Source organism: Luteibacter sp. UNCMF366Tsu5.1 (assembly GCF_900119235.1).
GTDB classification, from domain to species: Bacteria; Pseudomonadota; Gammaproteobacteria; order Xanthomonadales; family Rhodanobacteraceae; genus Luteibacter; species Luteibacter flocculans.
Genome location: NZ_FPIS01000001.1, coordinates 834,245 through 846,743 on the forward strand (window position 1 = coordinate 834,245; position 12,499 = coordinate 846,743).

A 12,499-nucleotide genomic window follows, 5' to 3' on the forward strand; every position below is an offset into this window, starting at 1 on the left:
GACCTTCCTAGCTCATCAGCAGATCGCGAAGCGCCTTCGAGGGACGTGGATTTCGGCACGTCAGAAATGCGTTCCTCAGGGTTTGAAACTGCGGATCCGCCGTGACGGCACCGGAGGCCTGCCAAGCGTTCACTGCTTCCCACAATCCCGGATTCGATAACGCGATGTGCGTCAGTTCGATCTGCAGCATGCGCCGCTCCCCTTCGACGGTCGCGGGCCACCCAGGCTGCTGAGTCAGAAATGCATACTGGAATTCGGAAGGGATCAGCTTCTTGACGGTGGGCGCCAGGATCGCGGGATCCTGATTGAGCATGGCCATGGCGTCGAGGCATCCCGCCCCGAAGTGCTCAACGTCGTGAGCAGAGGTGTTGGCCGACGCCTTGAGCGCGGCACGGACCACCTCGACGCGCTGCCAGCCCTGCAATTTTTCCAGTGTCGGCCACCAGTATTGCATGTAGAGCGCAACGGCCGCCGCCACTTGCGGTGTGCTGCCTGAGGTGCCGCCGCCATCGAGGTCGTAGCCGTCGGTCACGTAGCCACCGAGTTGGCCGTTGGTGACTAACCGACACTGTGCCCAGGGGACATTCGGGGTATAGGCGGCAATCACATTGCCCATGTCCCCCGTCGGCCCAAAATTGCCTTCGAGCGTGCCGACGCCATAGGAGGCATTGAAGTACGGTTTACCCGCGTAGGTCACGCCAGCCACCCCGATGACCTGCGGGTATCGGGCCGGCCAAACCACCCATCGGTAGGGAAGCCCGCCGAAGTTGTCCCCGGTCGCCGCACAGATGACCAAACCGGCCTCGTAAGCGGCATTCACGGCGTCGGCCCACGACCGTGTCGGCAAGCCGCCGTGGCACAAATTGATGACGTGGGCGCCCTGCTCGATGGCGTAGTGGATGCCCTTGGGAATGACGCTCGTCCACAGGTGCCAAACATGATCGGAAATGCGCACGGGAAGGATGTTGGCAAACGGCACCCCGCCCAAGTCCTCCCCCGTGGCGCTGCAGTGACCGCCCGCCAACAGACAAGCGGTCCCGGTGCCATGGCCTGGTGACGACAGGAGGGGTTCGGGCACTCCGGGGTCGGACACATCGTTGCCCGGTGGGTCAACGGTGAAGTCGATGCCATGGCCCCAAAGCAGGCCTCGCGGCAGACCCACGTGCTTGGGGTTGTAGCCGGTATCGAGATGAGCCACGGTGACGCGGAAGGCCGAGACGAGCTGAGCCATCACGCGGCTGCGCGCATCGCGCAGCCTCGCGTGGTCGAGGAACCAATCGATGCGCGGCTTTGGCACGTCAGCAGCGGACGGCGGCCACTCGGGCTTCCATTGCCCAGTATGAGCGGGCTTCAAGGCTGCCGAGCGTGCCGCGGCGGCCTGAACATCGGAGGGGAGTGTGTAGAGCAGATCCGGCTCAGCGTAGGTCTCATCGCCCCCCCTTCGGCCCGCGCATGGATGACCAGCGCGTGCGCTGCATCCCATGCGCTCGCCACTGCGTCTGGCGCCTCGGCATCCAAGGCAGCGGGCACGATGGGTTCGATGGGCACCGAGGACCACGCCACGCCGGCCGGACTCGGCAGCGGTGCCCGCACGTGCGACGCCTCGAGCCGAAGCGTCGTGGAAAGACGAACATGTCCGGGCTGGATGAGCGCGTGCGGGTCAAGCGAAAGAGCATCGTCGTGGCGCAGCAGAATGGCGCGAGCGGTGGATACGGTCATGGAGGGTTCCCTGGTGAATCCGCAGGATTACCCTACCCTTGCTCCCGACCGCCTGCCATCGGCCAGATGGGCTGATTCAACCTCGCACATGCACGCTTCCGGCAACTCAGTTGGATGCTCGCAGCATCGCGGTGACCTGAGGAAAAGAACGAATGCATCCCACGTATTTCGTCGATTTGTTTGATGTCCTGGGTTTCGGCTTGACAGGACCCTTCGCGCAAGGACTGAACAACTCGACCGCAATACCCTTAATTCAAAAGTCGGGGATTGAAGCTCTGGGTTCGTCCCTTCCCACAAGGCAAGACCGAGCCCCGCCCTTAACCGGAGCAAGAGCCGATATGAAGGCGCTGCGCCGCCACGAATGGGCATAAAGTAAGTCGGTCGGTATGCCGCCCCGTTTATCATCTGCGCAACAGCCGCTTGCACTGCCTACGAACGCCGGCATGGTGCATATCCGCTACCGAACCAGAGCAATTCTCATGATCGAAGACGATGCCGTGCTCGACGCCGCAGACCTCTTGCTCGATGCCGTTGCCTTGAGCGAGGCGCTGCTCGATGGAGACCTATCTGAGGCCCGTTTCCGCGCAAGGCCGCTCGCCACCAAGGCATCCGCAGCCGGCTATGCAGAGGTGCATGCTGCGGCCGTCCAAGTGGTCGACCTGCTCGGCTTGCCTGGGCATCGACCGCAAGCGGGGTATGCCGCCGCTGTAGTGACCTCATCAGCGACCGTCGAGCAGGCGGCGGCGTTTCTTCGCGGATAGCATTGCTGCAGGGGCTCAATCAAATATCAACAATTGGCCTCTATCCCCTCAACCCAAACGCTAGCAGCTGTCCGCACCGACGCAAAGAAAGGCAGCAAGCCGGCTCGAGGGGCCGACGGATGCCGAAAATGTATGTATCGCAGCCAAAACAGTTGCGATGGTTACAGCCGTGCGGATATACCAGCTGCGTGTACCGCCATATGGGTGGTGGTTCAACAACACTTAAGGGGGTGCCATGAATCCAGAGGACCCGGGCAGTTCAGCTCGCTTCAACCGACAGCCCTTAGTCAACGCGGGCGACGACGAGGCGGCGGCCAGGGAATTTGCACCAGTACGGTCTCGAACGATGCTACTTGTTGCGCGCTTCGAAGACCCGTGTGCCGCCCAAACCTGGCGCGTGGCGCAAAGCCTCATCACTCTCCGCGATCAGATCAACGCCCTGGCTCCAAGGCGGCGCAAAGATAGCGACGGCACCATCGGTGATGCGGCGCACTGTGGCCGCGAATCGGATCACAACCCTCACGTGCGTAATGGAGCGATGGGTATTGTCACCGCCCTGGACATAACCCATGACATCGCCGGTGGATGCAATTGCGCCGAGCTGGCTGAACGGCTTCAGCACAGCCACGATGTCCGCATAAAGTACGTCATTTGGAACCGCCGGATGTACAGTTCCTATGCCCATGCCAACGACGGTCCGTGGGTTTGGCGTCCTTACGCGGGCGAGAACCCACACGACAAACACATGCACGTCTCCGTCGTCGAAGACGAGCGCCTGTACGACGACACCACGCCGTGGATCATCAGTTCAACGTGAGGTCAGCGAACCAATAAGCCGCATTCCTGCGGCGTTCCCCTACCAGAGATGCCACCTTCAAACCAGTAGCGTTCGCTTGTCAAAAGAAACCTAAAGCATAGAGACCCGCATCGGTCCAAACGAGTTTCATGAATAGCCCTGGTGACGGCGCCCCCGAGATTGGCCGGTGCTCCTCGAATGCCTATTACCTCACCGACCATAGGCCACACCGGATTCCTTCATACAACCGTCCGCAATCCATGTGCAGACCGGGTACATGATCGGCCTCCCTGCATGAGCAAGCGCAGGTGCCACCAGTAATCTCTCTGGAGTCCACCAACGCACCGTATATCGATACAATCGGGCCGGACCGGTGCCCAGCCCTGCGACGGCTAACGCACCAAGGATGATGTGGCCCATGCCGACAACAGTGCTGCTCGATCGTCGTTTCTCTGACCTGACTGAATCCAGTGGAAGCGACACGGAGTTCTCTTGGGCCTTCGAAGGGTACGGCTCGATCGACTGGAACGAATTGCTTGCCTCGCCGAGAGTGTTGATCGTCTCCGAAGCGGGTACGGGCAAGACCTTCGAATGCCAAGCCCAGCAACGTCGCATGTGGGATGAAGGCAAGCCGGCATTCTGGATTGAGCTGGCCAGTTTGGGGCGCAACGAGTTGCCAAACACCCTGGGGAACGAGGCGTTGGTTCGCTTCCAGGCTTGGCTCGACGACCCGTCCAGCGTGGCCACCTTCTTCCTCGACTCGGTGGACGAACTCTTGCTGATGAAGAACAGCTTTGAGCAGGCGCTGATCGCAGTTGACCGCGCCATCGGTCCGCGCGCCTACCGAGCACGCTTCGTGGTGACTTCGCGACCCACCGACTTCGATCGCCAAGCCGTCATCAGGATCCTCCCGTTCCCCGAATGCACCGAGATAGATGTGCCAGAAGCGGAGCCAGGCGACGGCTTCGTGGAGGCTGCTATGGGAAATCGAGCGGCGGTACAGCGAAAGGAAGTCCGCGATCCGATCCCCGTGGTCCGCACGGTGGGCTTGCTGCCACTGTCGGAATCGGAAGTGCAGCGGTTTGTGGTCGCGCACGGGGTGACCGACCCCGCCGCTTTTAGTGACGCACTTGCGGCGAAGAACGCCTTTGCGTTCGCACGCCGCCCGCAGGATCTCATCGAGCTGATTGGCGTCTGGAAGGCAGAGGGTCGACTGCGCACTTACCACGATCAGGTCGCCTTGAACGCCGAAGTAAAGCTCCGGGGCGCGCGGCGACGCAACGAGCGACAGCTGCCGTTCGACAAAGCAATAAAAGGGGCCAGGATCCTGGCACTGACGATGCTGCTGACCCGGCGCCTGGCGCTGAAGCACGGCGCCGACTCCGACAGCGAGCATGCCGTTGAGACCGTGCTGGACCCTCGGGATGTGCTCGTAGACTGGACCGACGAAGAAATCAAAGCGCTTTTGGAACGTCCATTGTTCGGCCATGCAGGTTACGGGCGGGTCCGATTCCACCACCGCTCCGTCGTCGAATTTCTAGCCGCGGAGCAACTCAAGTTACTGAGGGAAGGCGGCGCCCCGTGGCGCAATGTCGCCGATCGGTTGTTCGCCATCACCCCCCAGGGCATGGAAGTCATCCGTCCGTCCATGCGCCCCACGGCCGTCTGGTTGGCGGCGCATTCGCGTGAAGTGTTCGAGGCGGTGATCGCCCGCGAGCCTGAGGCGATGCTGCAATACGGCGACCCCGAGACGCTGGATGAGCGTGACCGGCTGCGCGCCCTTATGGCCTACGTCAACCGTGTCGGCAGCCGCCAGCGCGAAGGCTTGGAGTTCTACCCTGTTCAGGTCCAACGATTTGCCTGTGCCGAGGTCGTATCGGCACTGCCGGACATTTGGGACACGGGTCTGACAAACCCCGACGTTCGAAAGCTCTTCCTGCAGATGTTCACGGCGTGGCCCAGCGAGGCTGGCACCCGGATCGCGTTTGCGGTGCTGACGGATGCGAACGGCGATCATTTGGAACGGATTTGGGCTGCGGAGGCATTGATTGCGGCAAATGACCCGCGCCTACGCGTCTTGGCCGAAGAACTGGCGTTGAATACTGCTCGTTGGCCCGATGGCGTGGCCGCGTCCGTTGCCTTGCGCCTAGTGCCGCGCCACATCGGTGCCGACTCATTACGCGCGCTGCTGGACCGCATGGTGGTGGGGCGCAACAGCCCTGGCCGCGATCTCGCGCGCTCGCTTTGTTACCAATTGACCAACGAGGCGTTCGAACCCACCTATTTGGAGCGGCTGCGCGACGGTCTCGTCGCCAGCGTGGTAGATGGGATGCACTGGACGCAAACGGAATATCCCCGGTATTGGACGGTCCGCCCTGACTTGGCGGAATTGCTTGCCGCGCTATGCATGCGCCTGCTGTCCGAGCAACCGCTCTCGGGTCCGCTGCTGGCGGCCAGCATCGTCGCAGTCCAAGTGGCGGTAAATGAATCGGTCGCGGACGACTTCGCAGCGAAACTGCGCGCCACCGCCGCCGCTTGGCCAGAATCCTTGCGGTGTGTGGCGTTCGTCGCTTCCCATGCGCTGCTGGAAGGGATTCATCCGGGGGACAATCCTTTTGACCGCTTGAATGCGTTGGATGAGGCAGGCCTCGTCCGCTTGTCGGTCACGGACGGACCTTGGGTCATGGCGATCCTTGCCGACCGCAACCAGTCCCCCGCTCTACGCGCCACGGCGCTGACCGCGGCCCTTCAAGGCATCGCCCCCGCTTTCCCCACACCGGCAGCCCGTCTACGGGCGTTCGCTAGCGCAGTTGCCGACGTCCCAGAACTGAGTGCGCGCGTGGCGCAAGTCGCCAGTGCGCGACGAGACGACCCCAAATTGCGACGCATGCGCGCGACCGAAGTGCGCCGACGCCAAGCACACACCAAGAAGGAAGCCCACCGACGCGCCGGCTGGCAGAAGTTTGTCCGGGAGATTTTGGCGGACCCAGATGTGTTTTTCACCACGGACCGTGCCTATGGCACCGCTTGGAATATCTGGCTGGTCATGAGCCGGCGGGTCGAAGGCGACCATCACACGGGATGGGACCGGCCATTTTTGGAGGCCCAGCTTGGAGTCGACATTGCCAATCGGCTTAAGCAAGCCCTTCGGAATGTTTGGCGCACCGACAAACCGACACTTCCCCACGAGCGCCCGCCGACTGGGCGCAACACCACGCTGGTGCGGTGGGGCATGGGCAATGCTGCGCTGGCCGCCGAATCGGAAGATGCGAGCTGGGCGCTGCGACTCTCCCCTGCGGAAGCGGCTCTGGCGGCCCGCTACGTTCCTATCGAACTCAACCGTTTTCCCCTGTGGTTGCCTGCATTGGCGGTCGCCCATCCTGGTCCGGTTCGGACCACGCTGGCCCAGTTGATCGACGATGAGTTGGCCTGCTTGCATGACCCGCAGGCCCACCCCACGACATTGCAGCACGTGGAATATGCCGACCCGGTGCTGCAAGCGCTGATCATGCCCCAGCTAGAGGCTTGGCTGTCGTCCCACGCGGTAAACCTGACGACACGCTCAACACCCCTCAAGCCCACTTATGGATTTGAGCGTCTGATTCGACTGGTGCTGAAGCACGGCAGCTCTCCCGCGACGGCCGCGCTGCTGAGCACGAGTCTTGAGGCTTTGGCGCGTCCGGCGGTCGGGGGGTGGGAACTGCTGTGGTTCTGCGCAGCGTTCTCACTGGATCCTCCGGTAGCTACCACCATCCTCGAGCAGCGCTTGGCGCGATATCCGGTTGGTCAGCTGGGCGAAGGCGCGCGGTTGCTGGCTGGCCTATTCGGCGATCGGCACGAGGCCATGCGTGTCAACGCTCGGGATGAGCGGTTCACGCCCGATCTGTTGTTGCGGCTTACGCGCTTGGCGTATGCCCACGTGCGTCGGAGGGACGACGTCGAGCATATCGGCTCGTTCACCCCCGATGCGCGCGATGGTGCTGAGCAGGGCCGCGATGCCCTCCTGACAGCACTTCTTGAATCGGACGGCGTGGGGGCGTGGGACGCAAAAATGGCTCTGGCGAACGACCCGCTGATCGGAACCTTCGCAGACCGCGCCCGTGCACTGACGCTCGCGCATGCTGCCCGGGAGGCCGAAGGCGATCCACTCACGCTCACCCAGGTGCGGGCCGTCTTGCGCGGCGCGGCGCCGCCGCCCATGACGCAAGCCCAGATGTTCACGCTGTTGACTCACCGGCTCGACGATCTGGAGGATCTGCTTCTCTCCGATACGTCGCCGAGAGAGACATGGGCACGGGTGACCATCGAGCGAGAGATGCGTCGGAACATTGGCCACGAGCTGGATCGCTTGGCAGCAGGCCTTTATAGCGTCAATCAAGAGGCCGTGTCCGCAGACGAAAAAGAGACCGATATCCGCCTGCTGTCGAGCGCCTCATCGGTCACGGGCGTGATCGAACTCAAGGTGGGTAAAAATGCATCGGCCGCGGAGCTTCGAGACACCATCCAGAGCCAGCTGGTTCGGAAATACTTGGCGCCGACGGATCGACGCGCGGGCTGCCTTTTGGTCACCGTGAGCAGCAACCGTGGATGGCAGCACCCCGATACTGGAGAGCGGCTCGACATCAACGGCCTGCGTCAGCTTCTCTCCGATGAGGCCAAGCGCGTCGAGCAACAACTGCACGGCCAAGTGCGCCTCACAGTCCGGGTGTTAGACCTACGACCGCGTTTGGGTATCGAGCGCAACGGCGGCGCTGGGCGGACAAGAGATTAAGCGAGGCTGGACAGTTTCGGCAGCTACCAATTATCCCGTCGAATCGCGCGGATTGCAGGACGTAGCGAATAGTCTTCGCTTGACAGTCGACAAAGACCCGAGGGTCTTTAAAACCTGACGATGGACTCATCGCCTGTCTCAAAGCGCTCAACGACCTCGGCTATATCGTCGAGGAAGATGTGCGGACCCATCGCCGGATCCAACACTGGATGGTGAGGGGAACACCCAGTCGTTGGGATCGTCAGTCCGTCGGCGCTCGTTCGCAGCCTTGCGAGCTTGCAGGATTTCCTTCGCCCACGGCCGAGCGTGACCGCCGTGACCTCCCCGCTCTTGGTGGTTTCGGGAGCCAAGAAGACCACATGGTCGTCAAAGCACACTTCGGACCCGCGGAGCCCGGCATACTCAACTTTGACGCGGCGGTTAAGCTCAGCCGCGCGGCACTGCAGGTCAGCATCCGTTTGCCGGTTTAGATTCTCATTCACCCATGCTTTCGCGATATCCCAACGAATGCAGCGAAGGATGAACTTTAGCCGCCAATTCAGACATGCTGTATCGACGAGAATAGGCTGCGTGATGCTCATCACCCAATTCGTGACCGACATATTGGGCTCGATACTCCGAGGGCACGCCAGCGCTCTGCATCGTCTGAACGATCGTTTTTCGAAGGCTGTGGAAGCCAACTTTTCCAACACGCGGTTCAACGCCGATGGACTTGATGTAACGACCAAACGCGGCAGACAAGAAGTTGCCATGACCGTTGACGGAGCCGACTTTGGTCCTGGGAAACAATCTGGTTTGTCCAGAGTTTCGCAATGCCTCCACATGCCGCATCAAGCCCCACTCGACGAGACGCGGATGAAGCGGCACAGTACGGGCACTCGCGTCGGTTTTTAGGCTCTGACCTTGCCCATCAGCCGAAATTCGGATGCATGGCAGCCCATCTTCCTCGATGAAATCACGGAGGTGCAGTTGGCCGAGTTCGGACACACGTGCACCGGTGTAAAGACCCAGCAGCGCGCCGAGTTGAACATCTTTCCTGAGCTTGGATAGTGCGGGCCCGTAGATCACCGCAAGTTGTTCCGCTGTGAAGGCCTCAAACCCCAGTTTTCGCCTCAAGCGCTTCTCGCGCAGACCGTATTTGACCTGACCCTGAGCAGGGTTATCGCCCGGAGGGTAATGACCGGCCGCCTGGGACCAAGCGAAGAATGCCTTCAAGTATGAAGCTTTGTTTGCCAGCGTCGGGGTCGCGAGCTGTGCCGCACGGAGACTTTGCACCCATTCCGCGATGTCCGTGCGCGAGCAAAATGCCAGGGGCTCTGCAGAGCCTTTCCATTGCGCGAATCCGTTCACGGCGGCTTTCTTTTGGCTGCGCGTCTTATCCGGCAGCAACGACGAATCCAACGTCAGCAGATATTTCCGCGCGGCTTCACCGACCGTAATGCCAACCTTGGTGCGCGATGCGGATGCCCTGCCGCGCGACAGTGCATCGACCGGCAATGAGGGCGGCGGCAACGGTTGGGCGCCCATCAACACACGGAGCACCTCAACGGCCTTGGCATGCTCCTTATCAGAATCGCACTCGGTGGCGAGGGTGAAACCGTCGGCGGTTCGCTCCAGCTTCCATGGGGCAATGTGCAGCGGGTGCCTGGGGTCGTCCACATCCAAAAGAAAGGGATCGTCGGGTGCCGGTTGCTTCATTCCCCTTAGCCTCCTTGCCTGGTCGAACAGGGCCGCGTAGCGCGCGGACAAGGCATAGGCCTGCACCTGTGCCATGCGAGGGTCCCGCGTCCCAAGACTACGGCGAATCACCGTGAGTCGGAACACCTCTCGTAGGTCTAGTGGCACCTTTTGCCGAAAATGGAACATCCCCGTGGGGGAACGATCAAGATGATGTGCTATCCGCATGCGAAGTGCCTATGCGGGTGCCCACCACCGAATTTCTCCAGCCTCATGTAAGTGACTGAAAAAGATCACCTTGAGAGTTCATGGCGGAGAGAGTGGGATTCGAACCCACGGTAGGCTTACACCTACGGCAGTTTTCAAGACTGCTGCCTTAAACCACTCGGCCATCTCTCCGTATTGTCTTCGGCGCGTTGCGCGCCTGATTTAAACGCATGCTCCGATCACCGACAAGGTGACTCGGAAGCCGAGTGGGATTGTTCGCCGCTTCGCGACGAATCCCTCCCGATGGTCGGGACCGCCCTCCGGGCGTCCTGCGGCGGCTGCGCCGCCTTGTCGAACCCACGGTAGGCTTACACCTACGGCAGTTTTCAAGACTGCTGCCTTAAACCACTCGGCCATCTCTCCGTTGTGTTTTGCACCGGCTGGGCATTGCACCCCTGCCGGTTTGCAACTTCGCACGCGTCGGGGATGGTCCCCCGGCGCGTGATTGTACCCTGCCCTCGCCCTCAGGCGATGGCTTCGATGCCGGCCATATACGGACGCAGCACCTCGGGCACTTCGATGGAGCCGTCGGGCTGCTGGAAGTTTTCCATGACGGCGACCAGGGTGCGGCCCACGGCGAGGCCGGAGCCGTTGAGGGTGTGGACCAGTTCCGGCTTGCCCGTGGCCGGGTTGCGCCAGCGGGCCTGCATGCGGCGGGCCTGGAAGTCGGTGCAGTTGGAGCAGCTGCTGATCTCGCGGTAGGTGTTCTGGCTGGGCAGCCAGACCTCCAGGTCGTAGGTCTTGGCGGCGGCAAAGCCCATGTCGCCGGTGCAGAGCTGTACCTTGCGATAGGGCAGCTTCAGCGCCTGCAGCACGGCCTCGGCGTGACCGACCATTTCCTCGAGCTGCTGGAAGCTGGTCTCTGCCGTGGCGATCTGCACCATTTCGACCTTCTCGAACTGATGCTGGCGGATCATGCCGCGCGTATCGCGGCCATAGCTGCCGGCTTCCGCGCGGAAGCACATAGAGTGCGCGGTCATGCGCATGGGCAACTCGTCCGCTTCCACGATGCTGTCGCGCACGAGGTTGGTCAGCGCCACCTCGGCAGTGGGAATCAGGTAACGCCGGGTGTCGCCCACCTGCGTGGCGAACAGGTCTTCCTCGAACTTCGGCAGTTGGCTCGTGCCTTCCATCGCATCGGCATTCACGATGAGCGGCACGTTGTGTTCGAGGTAGCCGTGCTGCGTGGTGTGCATGTCCAGCATGAACTGCGCGAGCGCGCGATGCAGATGGGCGAGCTGGCCGCGCAGCACCGTGAAGCGCGCGCCGGACAGCTTCGAACCCGATTCGGCGTCAAGCCAGCCGTGACGTGCGCCGAGGTCCACGTGGTCCTTGACCGGGAAGTCGAACGGACGCGGGTGGCCCCAGCGGAGAATCTCGGCGTTGTCGTTCTCGTCCTTGCCGATGGGCACGGACGCGTCGGGCAGATTCGGGATGCCGAGCGCGATGTCGGCCAGCTTGGCCTGCACCTCGGCCAACGCGTGTTCGTTGGCTTTCAACTTGTCGCCGATGCCAGCCACTTCCGCCATCAGCGGCGCCACGTCCTCACCCTTGGCCTTGGCCTGGCCGATGGCCTTGGAGCGGGTATTGCGCAGGTTCTGCAGTTCCTGCGTCTCGGTGGACAGCGCCTTGCGCTCGGATTCGAGGCGCTCGATCGTGCTCACGTCGAGTTCGAAGTTCCGGGCGGCGCGAAGGCGCTCTGCCGTTTCGGCGAGGCGGCCGCGCAGGAGGGCGGGATCCAGCATCTTCTTTGCTTCCGTGGGTGGCGAACCGGGGATTATCGCAAATTCGGGGGCCGTGAATGCGGCGCCCCTCGTGAAGCGTATTTGCCACTTCGCTTCGTAGCGATCGCCGAAAGGTCGGCTCCCACCAAGCCGCTAAAGGCCCCCCGCCGTCTCTCAGGACGCGCCCGCGGCTCAGGCCACCGGTTTCAGTGCGCCATTCGCCCTACGCCCCAGCCACCACCCCATGACCGCGCCGGCCAGCAGCCAGCCGAAGGCTTGCTCGATGAGGTAGCCGATGGTGAAGGCGCCGGGGAAGCGGTACCAGTTCCAGAACGGGACGCTCAGCGCCAGCCAGGTGAATACGCCGAAGCCGAGGCCGATGCAGAGGCCCCTTACGGCACCGGTGCCGGCGCGGATCAGCACCAGGGCCATGATGAGTGCGGCCAGGGTGTCGGAGAGCCACTGGTGGAACAGATTGTTGCCCATCGCCAGCGAATCCTTGCCGTAGGGCGCGTAGACGATGAAGGCATAGGGAGACGCCTTGGCCTTCGCCGAATACGCTGCCAGCTTCGTGTCGTCGCCGTGCACGGCCGGGTCGAAATGCGGCAGTACGTAGATGCCGTGCTCCGGCGGCAGGCCCTCGTGCAGGGCCGTCAGCACTTTGTCCTCGTCCAGCGGTGCGCGCATGGACATCTCGCCCAGCGGCAGCACCATATGCGCGAACGCGCCCCAGAAGAACATCACCAACCCGCCGATCAAACCCGCTATGGCGATACGCATGAGC

General features: G+C 62.3%; 8 protein-coding genes and 1 tRNA gene. 3 read left to right on the forward strand and 6 right to left on the reverse strand.

Annotation, left to right across the window (positions count from 1 at the left end):
- Positions 1-7: 7 nt before the first annotated feature.
- Together BT115_RS03615 and BT115_RS18635 are read right to left on the reverse strand one after the other, a co-directional pair.
- On the reverse strand, positions 8-1,297 hold the full coding sequence (locus tag BT115_RS03615) for a S8 family peptidase (RefSeq protein ID WP_072321159.1): 1,290 nt from the start codon (positions 1,295-1,297) through the stop codon (positions 8-10).
- A 53-nt stretch (positions 1,298-1,350) separates the two neighbouring features.
- A complete protein-coding gene (locus tag BT115_RS18635) occupies positions 1,351-1,719 on the reverse strand; it encodes a hypothetical protein (RefSeq protein ID WP_072321160.1) in 369 nt (122 codons plus the stop codon).
- 479 nt (positions 1,720-2,198) lie between these two features.
- Here BT115_RS18635 and BT115_RS03625 point away from each other — a divergent pair, with 479 nt between their 5' ends.
- The 3 genes from BT115_RS03625 to BT115_RS03635 all read left to right on the forward strand — a co-directional run bounded on the left by BT115_RS03625 (position 2,199) and on the right by BT115_RS03635 (position 8,047).
- A complete protein-coding gene (locus tag BT115_RS03625) occupies positions 2,199-2,480 on the forward strand; it encodes a hypothetical protein (RefSeq protein WP_143144453.1) in 282 nt (93 codons plus the stop codon).
- A gap of 235 nt (positions 2,481-2,715) precedes the next feature.
- Positions 2,716-3,297 (forward strand): hypothetical protein, encoded by a 582-nt coding sequence (locus BT115_RS03630; protein ID WP_218184712.1) that lies wholly within the window; start codon positions 2,716-2,718, stop codon positions 3,295-3,297.
- Between the two features lie 397 nt (positions 3,298-3,694).
- Positions 3,695-8,047: a hypothetical protein gene (locus BT115_RS03635; protein ID WP_072321163.1), complete on the forward strand. Its 4,353-nt coding sequence runs from the start codon at positions 3,695-3,697 to the stop codon at positions 8,045-8,047.
- A 474-nt stretch (positions 8,048-8,521) separates the two neighbouring features.
- On the opposite strand, the gene BT115_RS03645 is transcribed toward BT115_RS03635, so the two are convergent.
- From BT115_RS03645 to BT115_RS03660, 4 genes are all read right to left on the reverse strand, one after another.
- Positions 8,522-9,952, reverse strand: a complete 1,431-nt coding sequence (locus tag BT115_RS03645) for a site-specific integrase (protein WP_072321165.1) — start codon at positions 9,950-9,952, stop codon at positions 8,522-8,524.
- 81 nt (positions 9,953-10,033) lie between these two features.
- Positions 10,034-10,123, reverse strand: a tRNA-Ser gene (locus BT115_RS03650).
- A 332-nt stretch (positions 10,124-10,455) separates the two neighbouring features.
- Complete coding sequence (serS, locus tag BT115_RS03655) at positions 10,456-11,736, reverse strand: serine--tRNA ligase (protein ID WP_072321166.1); 1,281 nt, start codon at positions 11,734-11,736, stop codon at positions 10,456-10,458.
- A gap of 171 nt (positions 11,737-11,907) precedes the next feature.
- The gene (locus BT115_RS03660; protein WP_072321167.1) at positions 11,908-12,495 is read right to left on the reverse strand and encodes a hypothetical protein; all 588 of its coding nucleotides are present in this window, start codon (positions 12,493-12,495) and stop codon (positions 11,908-11,910) included.
- Between the last annotated feature and the right edge of the window lie 4 nt (positions 12,496-12,499).

Coding starts and splice junctions, on each gene's coding strand:
- BT115_RS18635 (WP_072321160.1), bottom strand. CDS start 1,719: ATGACCGTATCCACCGCTCGCGCCATTCTGCTGCGCCACGACGATGCT.
- BT115_RS03625 (WP_143144453.1), top strand. CDS start 2,199: ATGATCGAAGACGATGCCGTGCTCGACGCCGCAGACCTCTTGCTCGAT.
- BT115_RS03630 (WP_218184712.1), top strand. CDS start 2,716: ATGAATCCAGAGGACCCGGGCAGTTCAGCTCGCTTCAACCGACAGCCC.
- serS (WP_072321166.1), bottom strand. CDS start 11,736: ATGCTGGATCCCGCCCTCCTGCGCGGCCGCCTCGCCGAAACGGCAGAG.
- BT115_RS03645 (WP_072321165.1), bottom strand. CDS start 9,952: ATGCGGATAGCACATCATCTTGATCGTTCCCCCACGGGGATGTTCCAT.
- BT115_RS03635 (WP_072321163.1), top strand. CDS start 3,695: ATGCCGACAACAGTGCTGCTCGATCGTCGTTTCTCTGACCTGACTGAA.
- BT115_RS03660 (WP_072321167.1), bottom strand. CDS start 12,495: ATGCGTATCGCCATAGCGGGTTTGATCGGCGGGTTGGTGATGTTCTTC.